At 74.9% G+C, this 20,178-nt stretch carries 22 protein-coding genes; 16 read left to right on the top strand and 6 right to left on the bottom strand.

Going from position 1 to position 20,178, the window contains the following annotated elements:
• Nucleotides 1-5: 5 nt before the first annotated feature.
• The 8 genes from IEW90_RS00955 (at nt 6) to rpsN (ending at nt 4,955) form a co-directional block, all read left to right on the top strand.
• Nucleotides 6-788: a metal ABC transporter ATP-binding protein gene (locus tag IEW90_RS00955; protein WP_188715085.1), complete on the top strand. Its 783-nt coding sequence runs from the start codon at nt 6-8 to the stop codon at nt 786-788.
• A 7-nt stretch (nt 789-795) separates the two neighbouring features.
• On the top strand, nt 796-1,683 hold the full coding sequence (locus IEW90_RS00960) for a metal ABC transporter permease (protein ID WP_188715087.1): 888 nt from the start codon (nt 796-798) through the stop codon (nt 1,681-1,683).
• Complete coding sequence (locus IEW90_RS00965) at nt 1,683-2,525, top strand: metal ABC transporter permease (protein WP_188715089.1); 843 nt, start codon at nt 1,683-1,685, stop codon at nt 2,523-2,525. The genes IEW90_RS00960 and IEW90_RS00965 overlap by 1 nt, the downstream gene beginning before the upstream one ends.
• Entirely contained in the window at nt 2,522-2,917 is a 396-nt protein-coding gene (locus tag IEW90_RS00970; RefSeq protein ID WP_188715091.1) for a Fur family transcriptional regulator, read from the top strand. The genes IEW90_RS00965 and IEW90_RS00970 overlap by 4 nt, the downstream gene beginning before the upstream one ends.
• Before the next feature lie 164 nt (nt 2,918-3,081).
• The gene (locus IEW90_RS00975) at nt 3,082-4,026 is read left to right on the top strand and encodes a hypothetical protein (protein WP_188715093.1); all 945 of its coding nucleotides are present in this window, start codon (nt 3,082-3,084) and stop codon (nt 4,024-4,026) included.
• Between the two features lie 216 nt (nt 4,027-4,242).
• On the top strand, nt 4,243-4,479 hold the full coding sequence (gene rpmB / locus IEW90_RS00980; protein WP_146795552.1) for a 50S ribosomal protein L28: 237 nt from the start codon (nt 4,243-4,245) through the stop codon (nt 4,477-4,479).
• Complete coding sequence (rpmG, locus tag IEW90_RS00985; RefSeq protein WP_188715096.1) at nt 4,479-4,649, top strand: 50S ribosomal protein L33; 171 nt, start codon at nt 4,479-4,481, stop codon at nt 4,647-4,649. The genes rpmB and rpmG overlap by 1 nt, the downstream gene beginning before the upstream one ends.
• Nucleotides 4,650-4,955, top strand: coding sequence for a 30S ribosomal protein S14 (gene rpsN, locus IEW90_RS00990; protein WP_188715098.1), 306 nt, complete (start codon nt 4,650-4,652; stop codon nt 4,953-4,955). It begins immediately after the preceding gene.
• A gap of 60 nt (nt 4,956-5,015) precedes the next feature.
• Here rpsN and IEW90_RS00995 read toward each other — a convergent pair whose 3' ends face one another.
• From IEW90_RS00995 to yczR, 3 genes are all read right to left on the bottom strand, one after another.
• Complete coding sequence (locus IEW90_RS00995; protein WP_188715100.1) at nt 5,016-6,695, bottom strand: alpha-amylase family protein; 1,680 nt, start codon at nt 6,693-6,695, stop codon at nt 5,016-5,018.
• The gene (locus IEW90_RS01000; protein ID WP_188715101.1) at nt 6,692-7,657 is read right to left on the bottom strand and encodes a TIGR03885 family FMN-dependent LLM class oxidoreductase; all 966 of its coding nucleotides are present in this window, start codon (nt 7,655-7,657) and stop codon (nt 6,692-6,694) included. The genes IEW90_RS00995 and IEW90_RS01000 overlap by 4 nt, the downstream gene beginning before the upstream one ends.
• A 95-nt stretch (nt 7,658-7,752) precedes the next feature.
• Nucleotides 7,753-9,156: a MocR-like transcription factor YczR gene (gene yczR / locus IEW90_RS01005; protein WP_188715104.1), complete on the bottom strand. Its 1,404-nt coding sequence runs from the start codon at nt 9,154-9,156 to the stop codon at nt 7,753-7,755.
• Between the two features lie 107 nt (nt 9,157-9,263).
• Here yczR and yczE point away from each other — a divergent pair, with 107 nt between their 5' ends.
• The 7 genes from yczE (at nt 9,264) to IEW90_RS01040 (ending at nt 16,827) form a co-directional block, all read left to right on the top strand.
• Nucleotides 9,264-9,947 carry a membrane protein YczE gene (yczE, locus tag IEW90_RS01010; RefSeq protein WP_229679430.1) on the top strand — a complete coding sequence of 228 codons (684 nt, stop codon included), beginning with the start codon at nt 9,264-9,266 and terminating at the stop codon, nt 9,945-9,947.
• 198 nt (nt 9,948-10,145) lie between these two features.
• Complete coding sequence (locus IEW90_RS01015; RefSeq protein WP_188715106.1) at nt 10,146-10,430, top strand: HU family DNA-binding protein; 285 nt, start codon at nt 10,146-10,148, stop codon at nt 10,428-10,430.
• Between the two features lie 154 nt (nt 10,431-10,584).
• Nucleotides 10,585-12,540 (top strand): bifunctional copper resistance protein CopD/cytochrome c oxidase assembly protein, encoded by a 1,956-nt coding sequence (locus tag IEW90_RS01020; protein ID WP_188715109.1) that lies wholly within the window; start codon nt 10,585-10,587, stop codon nt 12,538-12,540.
• Nucleotides 12,537-13,328: a histidine phosphatase family protein gene (locus tag IEW90_RS01025; protein WP_188715111.1), complete on the top strand. Its 792-nt coding sequence runs from the start codon at nt 12,537-12,539 to the stop codon at nt 13,326-13,328. Before IEW90_RS01020 ends, IEW90_RS01025 begins: the two co-directional genes overlap by 4 nt.
• 36 nt (nt 13,329-13,364) lie before the next feature.
• Nucleotides 13,365-14,693, top strand: a complete 1,329-nt coding sequence (mgtE, locus tag IEW90_RS01030; protein ID WP_188715113.1) for a magnesium transporter — start codon at nt 13,365-13,367, stop codon at nt 14,691-14,693.
• Entirely contained in the window at nt 14,690-15,526 is an 837-nt protein-coding gene (locus IEW90_RS01035) for a phosphatase PAP2 family protein (protein ID WP_188715115.1), read from the top strand. The genes mgtE and IEW90_RS01035 overlap by 4 nt, the downstream gene beginning before the upstream one ends.
• A gap of 14 nt (nt 15,527-15,540) precedes the next feature.
• On the top strand, nt 15,541-16,827 hold the full coding sequence (locus IEW90_RS01040; protein WP_188715117.1) for an LCP family protein: 1,287 nt from the start codon (nt 15,541-15,543) through the stop codon (nt 16,825-16,827).
• A gap of 16 nt (nt 16,828-16,843) precedes the next feature.
• Here IEW90_RS01040 and IEW90_RS01045 read toward each other — a convergent pair whose 3' ends face one another.
• From IEW90_RS01045 to trhO, 3 genes are read right to left on the bottom strand one after another with little or no spacing between them, the layout of a single operon-like run.
• Complete coding sequence (locus IEW90_RS01045) at nt 16,844-17,815, bottom strand: acrylyl-CoA reductase family protein (RefSeq protein WP_188715119.1); 972 nt, start codon at nt 17,813-17,815, stop codon at nt 16,844-16,846.
• A 38-nt stretch (nt 17,816-17,853) separates the two neighbouring features.
• On the bottom strand, nt 17,854-18,369 hold the full coding sequence (locus IEW90_RS01050; protein WP_188715121.1) for a GNAT family N-acetyltransferase: 516 nt from the start codon (nt 18,367-18,369) through the stop codon (nt 17,854-17,856).
• Between the two features lie 48 nt (nt 18,370-18,417).
• A complete protein-coding gene (gene trhO, locus IEW90_RS01055) occupies nt 18,418-19,317 on the bottom strand; it encodes an oxygen-dependent tRNA uridine(34) hydroxylase TrhO (RefSeq protein ID WP_188715123.1) in 900 nt (299 codons plus the stop codon).
• A gap of 99 nt (nt 19,318-19,416) precedes the next feature.
• Between trhO and IEW90_RS01060 the strand changes: the two genes are divergently transcribed.
• On the top strand, nt 19,417-19,986 hold the full coding sequence (locus IEW90_RS01060) for an acyl-CoA thioesterase (RefSeq protein WP_229679590.1): 570 nt from the start codon (nt 19,417-19,419) through the stop codon (nt 19,984-19,986).
• Nucleotides 19,987-20,178: the final 192 nt, after the last annotated feature.

A 20,178-nucleotide genomic window follows, 5' to 3' on the forward strand; every position in this document is an offset into this window, starting at 1 on the left:
CCCCCGTGCTCACGGGGGTGTCGTTCGACGTGCGCCCGGGGGAGGCCGTGGCGCTCATCGGGCCGAACGGCGCCGGGAAGTCGACGCTCCTCGCGGGCCTCATCGGCACGGCCGCGCACGCGGCCGAGCGCTGGGTCGTGCCCGACCGCGCCGACATCGGCCTGCTGCCGCAGACCTCCACGGCTGACCTCGACTTCCCCGTCACGCTCGAGGACGTCGTGCTCATGGGCCGCACCGCCCGGCTCGGGATGCGCTGGCCGGGCCGCGCCGACCGGCGCATCGCGCGCGACGCGATCGAGCTCGTCGGCCTCGGCCCGCAGCGCCGCACCCGCTTCGGCGCCCTCTCCGGCGGCCAGCGGCAGCGCGGCCTCCTCGCGCGCGCCCTCGCGGGCGAGCCGCGCCTCGTGCTGCTCGACGAGCCCTTCAACGGCCTCGATCGCGCCTCGCGCGACGCGCTGCTCGGCGTCATCGAGCGGCTGAAGGCCGAGGGCGTCGCGCTCCTCATCACGACCCACGACCTCGACCTCGCTCGCGCCGCCTGCGAGCGCACGCTGCTCGTCAACGGCGAGCAGGTGGCGTTCGACGAGACCGCCTGCGTGCTGACGCTCGAGCAGGTGGAGCGCACCTTCGCCGCCCACGCGATCGAGATCGACGGGCACACGCTCGCCACGACGGAGCACCACGCATCCGAGCACGCCGAGCACCACGGCCTCGGGCAGCACGAGGCGCACGGCGCGCCCGCCGCACCTGCCGAGCGACCCGGCGCCGCGTCCGACGCCGCGCGGTGACCCGCCGATGATCGACATCGTCGGCCCGTTCGCGCTGCCCTTCCTGCAGCGCCCGCTGCTGCTGCTGCTCGTGCTGGCGGTCGCCGCCGCGACCGTGGGGCTGCTCGTCAACCTCCGCCGCCTCGAGTTCATCGGCGACGGCCTCACCCACGCCGTCTTCCCCGGCCTCGTCATCGGCTTCGTCATCGCCGGCGAGCCGGGACTCCTGCCCGGCGCGCTCGTCGCCGCCGTGCTCGCGGCGCTCGCGCTCACCGCCGTCGAGCGGCGCGGCACGGGCGGCGAGACCGGCATCGCGATCCTCCTCACCTCGTTCTTCTCGGTGGGCGTCGTGATCGTCTCGACCCGCAGCGACTACGCGGGGCAGCTGCAGGAGCTCTTCTTCGGCCGCCTGCTCACGATCACGGATGCGCAGCTCGGCTGGTCGGCGGCGATCGTCGCGCTCGCCGTGGCGCTCGTGGCGCTCGGCTGGCGGCAGCAGGTGTTCCGCGCGTTCGACCCGGCGGGCGCCGAGGCCGCGGGCCTGCGCACGCTGCGGCTCGACCTCGTCGCGAACATCGCGGTCGGCCTGTTCGTCGTGGCCGCGGCCTCGTCGGTGGGCGTGCTGCTCGTGCTCGCGGTGCTCATCGTGCCCGCCGCGGCCGCGCGGGGCGTCACCGGGCGCATCGGCGCCGCGGCGCTCGTCGCGCTCGTCTTCGCGGCCGTCACCGGCTGGCTCGGCCTCGCGGTGTCGTTCCACCTCTCGGTCGAGCTGGGCGTCGACGCCGCGCCCGGCGCGACGGTGGCGACGCTCATGGTGGCCGCGTACCTGCTCGTGCTCGGCGCCGGCGCGCTCGTGCGCCGCGCCGGCTCCGCCCGCTCGCGCGCGGGCGTCGCCGCAGGGACGGCGGCCGCCTGATGGACTACTTCTCGCTCGCCCTCGTCGAGGCCGTGCTCGCGGGCGCCCTCGCCGGGCTCACGGGGGTGCTCGTGGTGCTGCGGCAGCGCGCGTTCTTCACCATGGCGCTCACGCACGCGACCTTCCCGGGCGCCGTCGTCGCGGTCATGCTCGGCGTCGCCGCGCCCATCGGCGCCGCGGTCGCGGCCGTCGCGCTCATCGGCGTCGCCGCGCTCGTCGGGCGGGTGCGCAGCCAGGGCTCGGCGACGGCGAGCGGCATCATGCTCACGCTCGGCTTCGCGCTCGGCTCGCTCGCGCAGTCGCTCGCCCACGGCCCGGTCGACGTCGAGTCGATGCTCACGGGATCGATCCTCGCGACCGACGCCGGGCAGGTCGCGCTCACCGCGGTCGTGCTCGCGCTCGTCGCCGCGCTGTGGCTGCTCGCCGGCCGCCGGCTCGTCTTCGACTCCTTCGACCGGGGAGGCGCGGCGGCCGCGGGGCTGGCGCCGCTCGGCACCGAGGTGCTCGCGCTCGCCGGCATCGCGGCGACCGTGGTCACCATCCAGCCCGTCGTGGGCGCGATCCTCGGCGTCGCGCTCGTCGTGGCGCCCGCCGCCGCCGCGCGCCGGCTCGTCGGCTCGGTGGGCGGGATGCTGTGGCTCGCCCCGGTGCTCGGCGCGGCCTCCGGTGTCGCGGGCCTCTGGATCTCGCGGTCGCTCGGCGTCTCGGCCGGCGGCGCCATCACGCTCGTCGCTGCGCTCGTGTTCGCGGCGACGCTGCTCGTGCCGCAGCACCGCGACGCGGGCCGGGTGGGCGGCCGGGAGCGGCCGGCGCCGGCGCGGGCTACGGTGGGGGCACCATGACGGAGACGAGGCGGCGCACGACGCGCCAGCGCGAGGCGGTGCGGGCGGCGCTGACGGCCAACGACGAGTTCGTCTCGGCGCAGACGCTCCACCAGTCGATGCGCGATGCGGGCGAGACCGTCGGCCTCGCCACCGTCTACCGCGCGCTCGCGACCCTCGCCGAGGACGGCGAGGCCGATGCGCTGCAGTCGGGCGGGGAGCAGCTGTATCGCGCCTGCACCCCCACGCACCACCACCACCTCATCTGCCGCAGCTGCGGCCGCACGGTCGAGCTCGAGGCGGCCGAGGTCGAGGCGTGGGCGCGCCAGGTCGCGTCCGCGCACGGCTTCGTCGAGCCCGAGCACGTCGTCGACATCTTCGGCCTCTGCGCCGACTGCGCCGCGAAGCGCTGAGCCGCGGGCCTCGAGCCGGCTGAGCCGCGGCCGCCGGCCGGTCGCCCTCCTGTCCACAGGCGCCCCGCCGCTCGCGGCGCGCCCCCAGCCGTCGCTGTGAGACTGGCGCCGTCCGTCGACGGACGGATCCCGCAGCGCCCGTTCCAGCACCACAGGAGGCACCGGTGACCCAGCCGCCCAGCGCGTTCGGCGCACACCCGACCGAGCCCGCCGCCGAGCCGCGGCCCGCCCGCACGCCGCGGCGCATCATGGGGATCCAGCCGGTGCTGCTCGTCGGCATCTGCCTGCTCGCGATCGTCTCGCTCATCACCGTCGTGCTCATCTTCATCGGCGACTTCGAGAGCCAGGCCGCGCGCGTCGTGTGGACCGTCGTCGTGTTCCTCGTCTTCACGGGGCTGCTCGCGCTCGACCTCGTGCTCGCGCGGCGCTCCGCGACCCCGCTCGTCATCGGCGTCGCCGCGAACACGTACCTGCTCGCGGTGCTCATGATCGCGATCTGGGTGCGCGGCGGGACGTCCGACGACGACAGCCTCATCGGCTACGACAGCGGATGGCTCTTCGCCGAGCTGTTCGGCATCGTGCTGCTCACGATCCTCGTCGTGCGCGCGGCGGCCGCGGGCGCGTGGGGGCTCATCGTGCTCGGCCGCCGGGCGCGGGCCGCGTTCGCGTACGTCGTCGGCCTGGTCGCCGCGTCGCTGCTGGGGCTCGTCGGCGTGCTGCTCACCCTGCACTTCGCGATCGACGCCTTCGGCATCGAGGTGGGGGAGTGGTACTGGCGCTCCACCGTGGCGGCGGTCGTGATCTCGGCGCTCGCGGCGTCGATCACGGTGCTGCTGTTCTGGAACCGCCGCAACATCGACTGGCAGGAGGCCGAGGCGCGCGGCGAGCACGTCGGCCCCCGGCAGCCCACCGGGCCGGTGCAGCCGCCGATGCAGGCGGCGTCGATGCAGGGCGCGCCCGCGCAGGCGGGTGCGGTGCCGCCTGCGGCGGCGCCCTGGCCGCCCGCCCCGCAGCCCGACGCGCAGGGTCGCCTCCCCTGGCCGACCTACGCCGACGGCACGCCGCTGCCGATGGGCCCCGACGGCCAGCCGGTCTTCCCGCAGCACTGAGCCGCGATAGCGCGCGACCCGCCGCGCATCCGGGATTGCCGGCGGCGCGTCGCGTCGCGTATGATCGATCCTTGGTGCGCCTCTGTGCGCGCCCGTCCGCGGTCCGCCGCGGAGCACATGGTCACCCCGGGGCCCTCACGGAACGCGGGCAGTGCCATGCGCAGGCAAGTGATCTTGGGTGGGGCTCCGGCCCCACGGTACCCATGGAGGAAACCAATGGCAGCAGTGTGCCAGGTGACCGGAGCCGTTCCCGGCTTCGGCCACAACATCTCGCACTCGCACCGTCGGACGAAGCGCCGCTTCGACCCGAACGTGCAGCGCAAGACCTACTTCGTCCCCTCGCTCAAGCGCAACGTCACGCTGAACGTCTCGGCCAAGGGCATGAAGGTCATCGACGCCCGTGGCATCGAGTCCGTCATCCGTGACCTGCAGAAGAAGGGGGTGAAGCTCTGATGGCGAAGAAGTCGCAGGACATCCGTCCGATCATCAAGCTCCGCTCGACCGCCGGTACGGGCTACACCTACGTGACGAAGAAGAACCGTCGCAACAACCCCGACCGCCTCGTGCTCAAGAAGTACGACCCGGTGATCCGTCAGCACGTCGAGTTCCGAGAGGAGCGATAAATGGCCAAGAAGAGCATGATCGCCAAGAACGAGCAGCGGAAGGCCATCGTCGCCCGCTACGCCGAGAAGCGCGCTGCGCTCAAGAAGGCGCTCGTCGACCCCAACAGCACCGACGAGGAGCGCGAGGCCGCTCGTCTCGGCCTGCAGAAGCTGCCCCGCAACGCGTCGCCCGTGCGCGTGCGCAAGCGCGACGCCATCGACGGCCGCCCCCGCGGCCACGTCGGCGAGTACGGCATCTCGCGCGTCCGCTTCCGCGACATGGCGCACCGTGGCGAGCTGCCCGGCGTGACCAAGTCGAGCTGGTAAGCACCCGCTTCGCTCGAAGGCCCCCGACTCCGGTCGGGGGCCTTCGTCGTTGCCGCCCCGCTAGCGGCGGCGGATGCGGGCGTCGGCCGGCGTCACCTGCAGCCACCGCCAGCCGTACGGCGCGACCTCGACGTCGAGCGCACCGTCGCTGCGCGAGGTCGTGCCCTCGAAGCGGTCGAGCAGCGACACCTGCTCGCCGCCGGCGTCGACCGTGAGCGTGACGACCTCCGGCGCATCCCCGAGGTTGTGGAGCGCGAGCATCGTCCAGCCGTCGCCGCGGCAGACGTGCGCCAGCACGGGCCGCTGCCGCACGGGCAGGACTTCGAGCCGCGACCAGGCGAGCTCCGGCTCGTCGCGGTACATGCCCGCGAGCCGCTGCACGTGCCGCCAAAGCGACTGCGGGTCGTCGCGCTGGTCGGCGACGTTAATCCGGTCGGGACCCCAGCCGTCGGAGGGCATCGGCCGCGGCCAGCGCCGCGGCGCCGCGGTCGAGAAGCCGCCGTCGGCGGTCCACTGCATCGGCGTGCGCACCGCGTACCGGCCCTCCACCTCGAGCGCCTCGCCCATCCCGATCTCCTCGCCGTAGAACAGCACGGGCACGCCCGGCAGCGAGAACAGCAGCGTGTAGACCATGCGCACGGCGCGCTCGTCGCCGAGCATCGTCGGCAGGCGGCGGCGGATGCCGCGGCCGTACACGCGCATCCCCTCGTCGGGCGCGAACGCCTCGAAGACCTCCTCGAGCTCGTCGGGCGCGAGCTGGTCGAGCGTGAGCTCGTCGTGGTTGCGCACGAAGTTGGCCCACTGGCTCGCGACCGGCAGCTGCGGGCGCGCCCGCAGCGTCTCGGCGAGCGCCCGCGCGTCGCGGCGCGCGAGCGACAGGTAGAGCCGCTGCATCGTGGCGAAGTCGAACTGCAGGTGCAGGCCCTGCGCCTCGCCCTCGGCCTCGAACCACGCGAGCTGCTGCTCGTGCGGCAGGTTGACCTCTCCGAGCAGCATCGCCTCGCCGGCGCGCCGCGTGACGAACCGCTGGATGGCGCGCAGGTGGTCGACGCCGTCGTACTCGGCGGCGCCGCGGACGTCGGTCTCCTCGGTCTCGGCGTTCGCGAACAGGAACGGCACCGCGTCGATGCGGAAGCCCGAGACGCCCAGCTGCAGCCAGAGGCCGAGGTTGCGCTCGATCTGCAGCTGCACCTCCGGGTTCGCGACGTTGAGGTCGGGCTGGTGGGCGCGGAAGTGGTGGAGGTACCACTGGTCGGTGCGCTCGTCGTGGGTCCAGGTGGAGTCCTCCTCGCCGGGGAAGACCGGCGGGTCGGGATTCGCGGGCGGCTCGTCGCGCCACACGTACCAGTCGCGTCGCGGGTTGGAGCGCGAGCGGCGGGCGGCGCGGAACCACGGGTGCTCGGCCGAGGTGTGGTTCATGACGAAGTCGAGGATCACCCGCATGCCGTGGGCGCGGGCGACGCGCACCACCTCCACGAGGTCGCCGAGCGTGCCGAGGCGCGGGTCGACGGCGAAGAAGTCGGTGATGTCGTAGCCGTCGTCGCGGTCGGCGGTGGGGAACATCGGCATGAGCCAGAGGCACGTCACGCCGAGGTCGGCGAGGTCGTGGATGCGCGAGACGAGACCTTGCAGGTCGCCGACGCCGTCGCCGTCGGAGTCCTGGAACACCTGCACGTCGAGGCAGTAGAAGACGGCGCCGCGCCACCACCGGTCGGCCGACTCGATGGGCCGCGGGCTCATGCGCCGACCCGCAGCGACGGCAGCACCCGCTCGCCGAAGGCGTCGATCCAGGGGGCCTGCTCCTCGCCGACGTGGTGGAGGTAGAGCTCGTCGATGCCGGTGGCGAGGAGCCCGGCGATGTGGGTGGTGTGGCGCGAGAGGTCGCTCGAGACGTGCACGGCGCGGCGGATGTCCTCCTCGCTCGCGCCGGCGGAGCGGCGGTCGAACTCCTCGGGGAAGGCGATGTCCCACGACTCGGGCGGCGTGATCACCCCGTTCGCCCACTCCTCGCGGGCGATGCGGAGGGCCTCCGCCTCGTCCTCCGCCCACGACAGGTGCAGCTGCCCGGCGACGGGGCCGCGGCCGCCCGCGTCGCGGTAGGCGGCGACGATGTCGGCGAGCGAGCCGGCGTCGCCCGCGACGGTGATGAGGCCGTCCGCCCACTCGGCGTGCCGTGCGGCGGAGGCGGTGGTGGTGGCGGCGGCGAGGAGCCGCGGGGGCTGCTCCGGCAGCGACCAGACGCGGCCGCGATGCACCGTCACCTCGCCATCGTGCGTCACCTCCTCGCCCGCGTGCAGGCGGCGGATGACGTCGACGCACTCGCGCAGCCGCCGCTCGCGCACCGGCTTCTCGGGCCACGTGTCGCCGGTGACGTGCTCGTTCATGGCCTCGCCGGAGCCGAGCGCCGCCCAGAAGCGGCCGGGGAACATCTCGGCGAGCGTCGCGAGGGCCTGCGCGTGCACGACCGGGTGGTAGCGCTGGCCGGGCGCGGTGACGACGCCGAACCGCAGCGACGTCGTGGCGAGGGCGGCGGCGAGCCAGGAGAAGGCGAAGCCGCTGTGCGCCTGGCGCAGGCTCCAGGGCGCGAGGTGGTCGGAGCACATGGCGGCGTCGAAGCCGGCCGCCTCCGCGTGCTGCACGGCGGCGAGCAGGCGGCTCGGCGGCAGCTGCTCGTGGGACGCGTGGAATCCGAGGACGGGCATGATTCCCACGGAAGCCGCTCGCGCATCCGTCGTCAAGGCTGCCCGGGGGACTGGCAGGGCCTCCCCAGGAGCGCTCGCCAGGGACGTGGTACCCGCTACACGACCGCGGCGTCGTGCAGGCGCTCGTGGCGCGAGCGCTCGCCCGCGCGCAGGGCGCGCCACGCGGCACCCAGCCGGGCCATCGCGGCGGCCGTGAGCTCCGGCTCCCACGTCATCGGGATGCGGGCGTAGCGGTCGAGCACGCCGGACGCCGAGAAGCGCGGCCCCGGCGGCAGCAGCAGCCCCCGGTCGCGCGCGGCGAGCGACAGCGACGTCGACCAGGGCCCGCCGAGGTCGACCCACGCGGCGAGGCCGCCCGGCACGGCGGGCATCGCGACCTCCGGCAGGTGCGTGGCGAGCCCGTCGGCGACCGCGGCGCGGCCGATCCGCAGGCGGCGACGGGCGTGCGACAGCAGCCCCTCCATGTCGTCGTGGAGCTCGATCGCGATGCACTGCTCGAGCACCGCGGTGCCGAGGTCGAGCGACGGCCGCACAGACAGCATCCGGTCGACGTGCTCGCGGCTCGCGCGGATCCACCCGATGCGGAGGCCGCCCCAGGCGATCTTCGACATGGAGCCGATGAGCACCGCGGGCCCGTGCGCGGCGAACGGCCGGGGCGTCCAGCCGCGGTCGATGTCGAGCTCGGCGCACGTCTCGTCGACCACGAGCACGGTGCCGACGGAGCGGGCGACGGCCGCGACGCGGGCGCGCTCGAGCTCGGGCATCGTCGCGCCCGTCGGGTTGTGGAAGTCGGCGACGAGGTACGCGAGCGCCGGCCGCTGCTGCCGGATGGTGTCGACGAGGTGCGCCGAGTCCCAGCCCTCGGGGGTCACGGGCGTCGGCAGCAGGCGGTGGCCGGTGCGGCGCAGCGCCTCCATCGCGTGCGCGAACGTCGGCTGCTCGACGACGGCGGGGCGGCCGCGCTCGCCGAGCGCGGCGAGCACGATCGCGAGGGCGTGCATGGCGCCGCTCGTGACGATGATCTGCTCCGGATCGGTGGGCAGGCCGCGCTCGCGGTAGCGGGCGGCGATGCGCTCGCGCAGCTCCGGCAGGCCCTGGAGGGAGTAGCCGGGCGTGCCGAGCAGCGGCGCCAGGCGGTCGAGCGCCCGCACCGTCGCGGCGTGCATGCCGGGGGCGGAGCCGACGGAGGCGATGGTGAGGTCGATGACGTCGCCGTCGACGGCCGCGGCGCGCGGCAGCCGCTGCGCGGGCAGCGCGGCGCGCGTGCCGGAGCCGTGGACGCGCTCGGCGTAGCCGGCCGCCTCGAGCAGCTCGTAGGCGCGCGCGACGGTGGCGCGCGAACGGCCCAGCTCGGCGGCGAGCGCGCGCTCGCTCGGGAGGCGCTCGCCGACCGTGATGCGGCCGTCGAGCAGGAGCATGCGGATGCGGTCGGCGAGCGCCTGGGCGACGCCGCCCGTCGCCTGCCACTCGCCGAGCTGCGTGCCGAGCCGGGATGCCATGGCACCAGCATGGCGCACGAGGCATGCCGAGTGGACCGGTGATCGCGAGCCACTTCGGATCGAGTGGTCCGTGGTGGCGGCATGCGGGCGGGTGTCTGATGGGTTCCATGCACCGCATCCGCCGACTCCTGCTGCCGATCGACTCGCTGGGCCGTGCCGACACGGCCGCCCGCGTCGCGCAGCTGCTCGTCGGCCTGGGCCTCTACGGGCTCTCGCTCGCGCTGCTCATCCGCGCCGACCTCGGCGTCGGGCCGTGGGACGTCTTCTCGCTCGGCCTCGCCGTGCACCTGCCGATGACGTACGGCACCGCGACCGTCGTCGTCTCGGGCATCGTGCTGCTCCTGTGGATCCCGCTGCGGCAGCGGCCGGGCATCGGCACGCTCGCGAACGCGCTGCTCGTCGGCCCGGCCGCCGACCTCGGCCTGTGGCTCATCCCGGAGGCGACGGCGCTGTGGCAGCAGATCCTCCTGCTCGCGGGCGCGATGCTGCTGCTCGCCTTCGCGACCGGCGTCTACATCGCGCCGCGCCTCGGGCCGGGTCCGCGCGACGGGCTCATGACGGGGCTGCGGCGCGTGACGGGCTGGCCGGTGTGGATCGTGCGCACGCTCATCGAGGGCACGGCGCTGCTCGTGGGATGGCTGCTCGGCGGTCCCGTGGGCGTCGGCACGGTGGTGTTCGCGTTCGGCATCGGGCCGCTCATCGGCGTCTTCCTGCCGCTGCTCGAGCGGCGCCGGCAGGCCAGGATCGAGCACCTGCTGGTGCGCCGCGCGGGCACGACGACGGGCGCCTGAGCGGACCGATCCGTTCGCGGATGGCGAGCAACAGCGTCCGCAAACCTCGAAATCCGCGGAATCATCGGCGTGTCGGGGTGTTCCGGCGGTGCTCCCGGTCCGTCGCGGCTACGGTCGGGGGTGGCCGGAGCCCCCTGAGCGGCACCGGCTGATGCCCGCCTCCTGGCGGGCCGGACATGCCACCATCAGGAGGACACCATGGCTGAGACCATCAACAAGACCACCCTCGCCTCGAAGATCGCGGCGTCGACCGACCTCTCGCAGGCCAAGGTCACCGCTGTGCTCGACGAGCTCTTCGCCGAGGTCTCCTCGGCCGTCGCCGCGGGCGACAAGGTCTCGATCCCCGGCTTCTTCACGGCCGAGCGCACCGAGACGGCTGCCCGCACGGGCCGCAACCCGCAGACGGGCGCCGAGATCCAGATCGCCGCGGGCCACCGCGTCAAGCTGACGGCCGGCTCGAAGCTCAAGGCTGCCGTCAAGTAACGACCGCACCCGCAGCCACGAGGGGCCCCGCCGGACGGCGGGGCCCCTCGTGCGTGCTCGCCGCTGGTCGGGGAGCGGCCGGCGGCGCCGGCGGCGTCTCGAGACCTCCGCTCCAAGCTCCATCGCACATAGCAGCCCCGACTACCCTGGGACGGTGCAGCGCCTTCGACTCCTCGGGCCGGCACTCGCGGTCCTCGCGGGGCTGGCTGCGCTGTGGGCGGCGCTCGCCTACGGCGGCGGCGCCGAGGCGCCCCTCATCGAGGATCCCGGAGCCGTCGTCCGCTACGGCATCCCGGTCGCCACGATGCTCCGCAACCTCGCGATCGCCGTCGCGTTCGGCGGCCTCGTGCTCGCCTGCTTCGCGCTGCGGCCCGACGGCCGCGACTGGCAGCGCACGCTCGACCTCGCAGCCTCCGCCACCGGCGTGGCCGCGGTCGCGCACGCGTTCGTCGCGTTCGGCGCCTTCCGCACCGTCGTCACGAACCCGGTGAGCGCCGATGACCAGTTCGGCGGCCTCCTGCAGCTGTTCTTCGTCGAGATCGAGACCGGCCGCCTGCTGCTCGGCACGCTGCTCTCGCTCGCGCTCCTCACGGTCGTGCTGCTCGTCGCGCGCAGCGCGGCCGCGGCCGCCTGGGTCGTGGCGCTCTGGGCGGTGCCGTTCTGGCTCATCGCCTCCGGCGGGCACGCGGGCGGCACCGACAACCACACGCTCGCGGTCTCGTCGCTCTTCCTGCACCTCGTCTTCGTCTGCATCTGGCTCGGCGGCCTCGCGCACGTCGCGCTGCTCGCCGGCCGCCGCGACGGCGACGTCGACGGCCCCGCGCTCCTGGCGCGCTACTCGTCGCTCGCGATCGTCAGCTTCGCCGTCGTCGCCTTCAGCGGCATCGTCTCGGCCCTCATCCGCATCGGCGACGACTGGGGGAGCCCCTACGCGGTGCTCGCCATCGCGAAGACGGCGCTGCTCGTCGTGCTCGGCGGCTTCGGCGCCTGGCAGCGGCTGCGCGTCATCGGCCCGCTCCGGGCCGCGGGCGAGCGGGTGCCGGGGCGCGCGCTCGCCGCCCTCCTCGCCGCCGAGCTCGTCGTCATGGGCGTCACCGCCGGCGTCGCCGCGGGCCTCGCCCGCACACCCACGCCGGTGCAGGAGGTCGTGCCGGGGGCCGGATCCACCCCCTCCGAGATCCTCACCGGCAGCCCGCTGCCGCCGCCGTTCGAGCCCGCGCGCCTGCTCGACACCTGGAACGTCGACCCGCTGTGGCTCGCGATCTCGGCGATGCTGCTGTTCTTCTACCTCGCCGCCGTCGTGCGCCTCGCGCGCCGCGGCGACCGCTGGCCCATCGGCCGCACCGCCTCGTGGACGGCGGGCGTGCTGCTGCTCGCCTGGTGCACGAGCGGCGCGCTCAACGAGTACCAGGAGCACCAGTTCTCGCTGCACATGCTCGTGCACATGCTGCTGGGCATGGCCGTGCCGGTGCTGCTCGTGCCGGGCGCGCCCATCACGCTCGCGATGCGCGCGATCGCCAAGCGCAAGGACGGCACGCGCGGCGGCCGCGAGTGGCTGCTCGCGATCGTGCACTCGAAGTACCTGCAGGCGGTCGGGCACCCGCTCGTCGCCGCCGGCATCTTCGTCGTCAGCCTGTGGGTCTTCTACTACACGCCGCTGTTCGAGTGGTCGATGCGCGACCACCTCGGGCACGTGTGGATGGTCGTGCACTTCGTCGGATCCGGGTACCTGTTCGTGCAGGCGATCATCGGCATCGACCCCGGCCCCGCGCGACCGCCGTACGCGCTGCGCATCGTGCTGCTGCTGGGCGCGATGGTGTTCCACGCGTTCTTCGGCCTCACGCTCATGACGGGCGAGACGCTGCTCGTCGCCGACTGGTTCGGCGCGATGGGCAACGGCATCGACGCGCTGCACGACCAGCAGGTGGGCGGCGGCATCGCCTGGTCGATCGGCGAGATCCCGACGATCGTGCTCGCCATCACCACGGTGGTGCTGTGGGCCCGCAGCGACAAGCGGGAGCGGGTGCGCATCGACCGCGCGGCCGACCGCGACGGCGGGGCCGAGCTCGCCGCCTACAACGAGATGCTCGACCGGATGGGGAAGCGATGACCGACGCGACCGGCACGACGGACACGACGGGCACGACGGGCCGCCGTGACGCCGACGAGGAGGTGCAGCGGAGCCCTGAGGAGCTCGCGGCGCTCGCGGGCGGCCGCGGGCTCGTGCTGCGCATCGTCCGGCACGCCGAGACCGTCTACAACACGCAGCACGTGATGCAGGGCTGGTCCGACTCGCCCATCACGGAGCGCGGCACCGAGCAGATCGCCGCCGTCGCGCGGCACCTCGCGGCCCAGCGGTTCGACCTCGCGTTCTCGTCCGACCTGCAGCGCACCCGCACGACCATGGCCGGCATCCTCGCCGAGCTCGACCCCCAGCCGCCGCTCGAGCACCTCGAGTCGCTCCGCGAGTGGAACTTCGGCGGCCATGAGGAGCGGCCCTCGTTCGAGGTGTGGAGCGAGGTGATCGCGGCGCACGGCCTCGAGGTCGACCGCGAGCTCACGGCGCTCCGCTCGATCGCCGACCGCATCGGCTGGCGCGGGCTGTTCGACGCCGTCGCCCAGTCGGACGTCTCGGGCCAGGCCGAGCAGGCCGCGGCGATCGTGCTGCGCGCCGACGCCGCCCTCGCACACGTCGTGAAGGCCGCCGCGGCGCTGCCGGGCGAGCACGAGGCGCAGGTGCTCGTCGTCTCGCACGGCGGCTTCATCACCTCCCTGCTGCGCCAGCTCGTGCCCGAGGTGACGCCCGACGTGATCCTGCCCAACTGCTCCGTCTCGACGGTGGCCCTGGCCGCGGGCTCGACCGCGTGGGAGCTGCGCGGGGTCGGGGAGACCGCCTAGGCCGCAGCGCCCGACCCGCTCGGACGGAGGAGACCCATGCCGCTCGACGCCGCCGCCGTGCGCGCGCACGTGCAGGAGCGGGACCTCCGACCCGTCGCGGAGGGGCTCCGCGAGGCGCGCGTCGACGAGGTGCTCGCGCTCCTCGACGAGCTCGCGACGACGGATGCCGCGGTCGTCTTCCGGCTGCTCGGGAAGCAGGCGGCCGTCGAGGTGCTCGACCGGCTCGACGCGCGGTCGCGCACCGACCTCGTGGCCGTGCTGGGGCACGAGGAGGTGGCGGCCGCGTTCCGGGGGCTCGACGCCGACGAGCAGGCACGCCTCCTCGACGAGCTGCCGGCGACCATCGCTCGCAGGCTGATCGCGACGATCGACGACGAGCGGCTCGAGCCGGTGATGGCGGTGCTCGGCTACCCGGCGGGGTCGGTGGGCCGCCGGATGGAGCCGACCACGGTGCGGCTGCTCGCCGACGACAGCGTCGACGCCTCGCTCGCCGCGCTGCGCGCGACCGCCGACGTCGGCGCGGCGGTCCCGGTGCTCGAGGACGACCGCGTGCTCGTGGGCCTGAGCGACGCGCACGCGCTGCTGCGCGCCGATCCGGCCGCACCCACCCGTTCCGTCGCCGCGGCGGCGCCCGTGGTCGCCACCACCTCCGACGACGCCGAGCGCGTCGCGCGCCTCGCGCTCGACCGCGGGGCGCTCCTCGTGCCCGTGCTCGACGCCGAGCGCCGGCTCGTGGGCGTGCTGCCCATCGCCGACGCCGCCCGCATCGACCGCGACGCGGTGGCCGAGGACCAGGCCCGATCGGGCGGCAGCGAGCCGCTGCGCCGCCCCTACCTGCTCACGCCCGTGCGCACGCTCACGCGGTCCCGGATCGTCTGGCTGCTCGTGCTCGCGGTCTCGGCCGTGCTCACGGTGCACGTGCTCGAGCTCTTCGAGGCGACCCTCGAGCAGCAGGTGGCGCTGGCGCTGTTCATCCCCCTGCTCACGGGCATCGGCGGCAACACCGGCTCGCAGGCCGCCACGACGGTGACGCGGGCGCTCGCGGTGGGCGACGTGCAGCCGCGCGACGTGCTCCGGGTCGCGGGCAAGGAGGTGCGCACGGGCCTGCTGCTCGGGCTCGGGCTCGCGCTGCTCGCCTTCGCGATCGCCTCGCTGGTCTACGGCTGGCACATCGGCGCCGTGCTGGCGATCGCGCTCGCCCTCAACTGCCCGATCGCGGCGACGGTGGGCGGCGTCGTGCCGCTCGCCGCGCGCGCCTGCCGCGTCGACCCCGCCGTGCTGTCGACGCCGTTCATCACCACCTTCTGCGACGCGACCGGTCTCGTCGTCTACTTCCTCGTGGCGATCGCGGTGCTGCCGCTGTGAGGCCGAGCGCCCACGCGCGGGTCGGCCGCACCGCCCGCACCGCAGTCGCGGTCGGGGCGGGGCTCGCGGTGCTGGTCGTCTACGCGCTCGCCGTGCACACCGGCGGCGGCCGCGCCCTCGACGGCGCGGTGCTCGACGCGGCCGGCTACGCCACCGACTCGCCGCTCCTGACCGCCGTGAGCGTGGCGAGCCTGCTGCTCGCGTGCGCCGCCGTCGCGACGATCGCGCTCGCGCGCCGCCGCGGCGATCTCGCGATCGTCGGCGTCGCGATCGTCGTCGGCGGCAGCGTCATCGGACGCCTGCTGAAGCTCGTGCTCCCGCGCCCCGAGGTCGCGGGCGGCGCGAACTCGTTCCCGAGCGGCCACATGATCGCCTTCGCCGGCGTCGCGGTCGCGCTGCTCGTGGTCCTGCCCGCGGCCGCGCGACCGGTCACGGCGATCGCGGCGGCCCTCGTGCTGCCCGCGGTCGCCGTGCAGCTCGTGCGCGACGGCTGGCACCGCCCGAGCGACGTGCTCGGCTCGCTGCTGCTCGTGCTCGCAGCGACCGCCGCGGCGACCGCCTGGCGCGCGCCGCACGCGCCCGCCCGGGCGCGCTTCCACCGGCTGGCCGAGACCGGCCTCATGGCGGCCGCCCTCGTGGCCGCCGCGGTGGCCGGCATCGCCCACGGGTTCGCGCCCGAGGGGGATGCTCGGGGAGGATGGACGCTCGTGGCCGGCGCAGCGGCGCTCGTCGCGCTCGTCGAGGCCTTCCTCGCCGCGACCCTGCGGCTCCTGCGCCTCGCCCCGGGTGGCGGCGCAGCCCGGCGGCCCCACACCCTGCCCGAGACCACCTAGGGACCGATCCACCCATGCAGCAGCCCCCGCAGCCCTACGGCCGCGCGCCCCGCGGCGCCCGTCGCGCGACCTTCGTCCCGGCTCCCGAGGACGGTGCCGGCCGGCGCGGGCGGCACCGCGCCTCGCGCGCCACGTACGTGCGGCGCCGCGCGGTCGCCGCGCTCGGCGGGGCGCTCGCGATCGTGCTCGTGGCGGGCATCGCCTTCGCCGCGGTCGTCTCGCTGCGGGTCGTGCAGAACATCGACGAGAACGCCGTCGCCCGGCCCGGCGCGCCGACCGAGGCGCTCGGCGACACGGACGGTCCCGACTGGCACGGCGCGGTGAACCTGCTCATCATGGGATCCGACACCCGCGACGGGCAGGTGAGCGGCGACTACGGCGACGTCGGCGGCGCGCGTTCGGACGTCATGATGCTGCTGCACGTGGCCGAGGACCGCGAGAGCGCGACCCTCGTGAGCATCCCGCGCGACACGATGGTCGCCGCCCCCGAGTGCACGACCGAGGACGGCCGGACGGTGCCGGCGCGGCAGGCGGTGCAGATCAACGGGCTGCTCGACCAGGGGCCGTTCTGCGCGCTCGACGCCGTCGCCGAGCTCACGGGCCTGCCGCTCGAGCACTTCATCGTCGTCGGCTTCGACGGCGTCATCGGCATGACGGAGGCGATCGGCGGCGTCGAGGTGTGCGTCGACCGGGATGTCGACGACCCGTACTCCGGCCTCCAGCTGGCCGCCGGCACGCACGAGATCGAGGGCGAGCAGGCGCTCGCGTTCCTGCGCACCCGCCACGGCTTCGGCGACGGCAGCGACCTCGGCCGCATCGAGGCGCAGCAGGCGTTCCTCGCCTCGCTCGCGCGGAAGGTGAAGGCGGCGGGCACGCTCTCGAACCCGGCCGCGCTCTACGGCCTGGCCGACGCCGCCTCGCGCGCCGTCACGGTCGACGAGGGCCTCGCCGACCCGACGAGCCTCGTGGCGCTCGCGGGCACGCTCGCCGACATCGACCTCGACAGGCTCGTCATGGTGCAGCTGCCGGTCGAGGCCTACCCGTCCAACCGGAACCGCGTGCAGGCCACGGCCGAGGCGGATGCGCTCTTCGCGTCGCTGCGCGACGATCGGCCGCTGACGCTGCAGGCCGAGGCGCCGGCGGGCGCCGAGGGTGCGACCGCCGCGCCGTCGGGCTCGGCGGAGGCGACGCCCACGCCGACGCGGACCTCGACCGAGGATCCCGCCGCCTCCTCGTCGCCGCTCGAGCTCGGCCCCGACGCCGTCGGCCAGACGGCCGAGCAGGTGCGCTGCGCGAGCTGAGCCGGTCGCGGTCCCGTCAGCCGCGCACGTCGACGACCACGCGGCCGCGGATGCTGCTCGCGAGGATCCGCTCGGCCGCGTCGACCGCGCCCTCGAGCCCCACGACCTCCGTCGCCTCGTCGAGCGCCGCCAGGTCGAGCTTCGCCTCGAGCATCGACCACGCGCGCTCGCGCTGCGCCGCCGGCTGCTCGACCGAGTGCACCCCGTGGAGGGTGATGCCGCGCAGGATGAACGGCAGCACCGTCGCCGGCAGCTCCGCGCCCGCCGTGAGGCCGCACGCGGTCGCGTGGCCGCCCGGCCGCAGCTGCGCGAGCGCGTTGGCGAGGATCGTGCCGCCCACGGCGTCGGCCACGGCATCCCACCGCGCCGACTGCAGCGGCCGCCCGGCCTCGCCGAGGCTCGAGCGGGGCTCGACCGCGACCGCGCCGAGCGAGCGCAGCCACGGCTCGAGCTGCTCGACCCGGCCCGTGAGCGCCGTCACCTCGGCGCCGGCGCGCGCGAGCAGCTGCACGGCGATCGAGCCGACCCCGCCGCCCGCGCCGGTGACGAGGATGTCGGCGCCGTCGAGGCGCATCCCCGCGTCCTGCAGCGCGAGCACGCCGAGCGCGGCCGTGTAGCCGGCGGTGCCGACCGCGGCGGCCTGCACGTCGGTGAGGCCGGCGGGGATGCGCGTGAGCATGTGCGGCTCGACGCGGGCGCGCTCGGCGAGGCCGCCGTGGCGCGACTCCCCGAGGCCCCAGCCGTTCACGAGCACGCGCTCGCCCGCCGACCAGCCCGCCGCATCCTCGGCGACCGTGCCGACGAGATCGATGCCCGGCACCTTCGGCCAGTCGCGGATGACGCCCGGGCGGCCGCCGATCGCGAGCCCGTCCTTGTAGTTGATCGACGAGTGCGTCACGTCGACGAGCACGGCGCCGTCGAGCGCGGATTCGTCGAGGTCGGTCACGCCGGTCGTCGCGGCGTCCCCGGTGGCCAGCAGCGCGCGCATCACGCCTCCTCTCGCGCCGTCGACGTCGACGGCCTCGGTCAGCTCCTCGTGGGCAGGTGGACGGAGAGCTCGTAGCGCTCGCGCGGCTCGCCGTCGTCGACGCGCTCGCCCGCGAGGCCGAGGCGCCGGTAGAAGTCGGCCGCGACGTCGAGCGACTGCCACTCGAGCACGCGGATGCGGGTGTGCTGCTCCGCCCAGTCGCGGATCGCGGCGAACAGCGCCGTGCCGGCGCCGCGGCCGCGGGCGGCCGGCGAGACCCACAGGTCGTGCATGCGGGCGATCGACCAGTCGCGGTGCGGGGCGGGTCCGTAGTCCTGCGCGGCCGCGTAGCCGATCACGGCGCCGTCGGCCTCCGCGACGACGATCCGGTGCCCGGGGTGCTCGACGAGCGACTCGAGGCGCTCGCGGTAGCGGTCGACCTTCTCGTCGGGCTCGTCGGCGCCGCGGTGCTCGGCGAGCAGCGGCAGCAGGGCGCGGGCGTCGTCGACGTTCGCCTGCCGCACGACGATGCCGGAGGGGGCGCTGCCGCCCCCGTGGATGTCGCCGTCGCCCATGCGGCCAGGGTAGCGGCGCGCGCTCCCGGTGCGCCGAGCGCGGTCGCGTCAGCGGCGCGTCGGCGCCTCAGGCAGCGCCGCCGCCTCGACGAGCGCCGCGTGCTCCGGGCACGCGGGCGCGCAGGCCTCGCAGGTGGTCAGCTGCCGCCGGCACGACAGGTCGGCGCAGTTCGCGACCCGGTTCGTGCCCGTGCCGCAGCGGTGGCAGGTGCCCATGACCGTCGCGCCGTCGCCGAGGTCGACCGTGCCGCGGCCGTCGAAGACGTACAGCGACCCCTCCCACAGCCCCCGGTTGCCGAAGGTCTCGCCGTACCGGACGATGCCGCCCTCCAGCTGGTAGACGTCCTCGAAGCCGCGCGAGCGCATGAGCGACGACAGCACCTCGCAGCGGATGCCGCCCGTGCAGTAGGTGACGATCGGCGTGCCCTTGAGGTGGTCGTAGACGCCCTCGTCGAGCAGGCGCACGAAGTCCTTCGTGGTGTCGACGTCCGGCACGATCGCGTCCTTGAAGCGGCCCACCTCCGCCTCGAACCGGTTGCGGCCGTCGAGCATGACCGCATCCGGCCGCTCCTCGAGCAGGCGGTGCAGCGCGCCCGGGGTCAGGTGCTGGCCGCCGCCGACGACGCCGTCCGCATCCACCTCGAGCTCGTCGGGCGCGCCGAACGAGACGATCTCGTCGCGCGCCTTGACGCTCAGGCGCGGGAACTCGGCGCCCGTGCCGTTCGACCACTTGACGTCCATGCCGTGGAACGCGGAGTACGAGCGCGTCGCCCGCACGTAGCGCTTGCACGCGGCCATGTCGCCGCCGAGGGTGCCGTTGATGCCGTGGCGCGAGACGAGGATGCGGCCCGTGAGGCCCAGCGAGTCGCAGAGCGCGTGCTGCCACAGACGCACCGCCTCGGGGTCGGCGATCGGCGCGAAGCGGTAGAAGAGCAGCACCTTCTGCATCCCTCCATCGTCCCATCCCGGGCGGCGGCGGGCGTTGTGGGCCGACGACAGCGCGTGCCCGGCAGGGAGGCGCGCTGCGGCAGGATCGACGCCGTGAACATGTGGCTGCAGTGGCTGATGGCGATGACGGTGAAGAGCACGGGGAAGCCGGCGCTCGCGATCGACGAGGTGGCGCGCACGCCGTTCCGGGTGCTGCCGACCGACATCGACCTCCTCGGCCACATGAACAACGGCCGCTACCCGTCGTACATGGACCTCGCGCGCGTCGACATGACCGTGCGGACGGGCATGCAGGCGGCGCTCGAGGCCGAGGGCATCTACGCAGTGGTCGGGCAGTCGTCGATGGTCTACCGCCGCAGCCTCGACCTGTGGCAGCGCTTCGACATCGAGACGGCGGTGCTCGGCGCCGACGAGCGCGCCGTCTACCTCGTGCAGCGGTTCGTCGTCGACGGCGAGGTGTACGCGCGGGGCGTCGTGCAGGGCCGCTTCATCCAGAAGGGCGTCGGCACGATCCGGGTCGCGCGGCTCGTGGAGGTGCTGGAGGCCGCCGGCATCGAGGTGCGGCTGCCGGAGCTCGACGAGCGCGTGGCCGACTGGGCGCGCCTCAACGCGCTGCCGCCGACGCGCGCCGCGGCGCCGTCCGACTGGGCGGGGCGCACGCCGCGCTGAGGCGGGAGCCGCGCCGTATCCGCTCCTGGGCACAGCGCCGAGCGCACATCGCAGCCGGCGGCCTGCTGGCGTGCTGATCCGGGCGGGAATCGGCGGATCCCCGGAGCATTCGGCCGTCAGCGGCCTCATGGCTGCGATGTGCGCTCATGTGCCCGCTGAGCGCGGATTCCTCCGGCCCAGGGCCGGCGCTTC

The sequence above is a fragment of the Agrococcus terreus genome, from assembly GCF_014645235.1.
GTDB classification, from domain to species: domain Bacteria; phylum Actinomycetota; class Actinomycetes; order Actinomycetales; family Microbacteriaceae; genus Agrococcus; species Agrococcus terreus.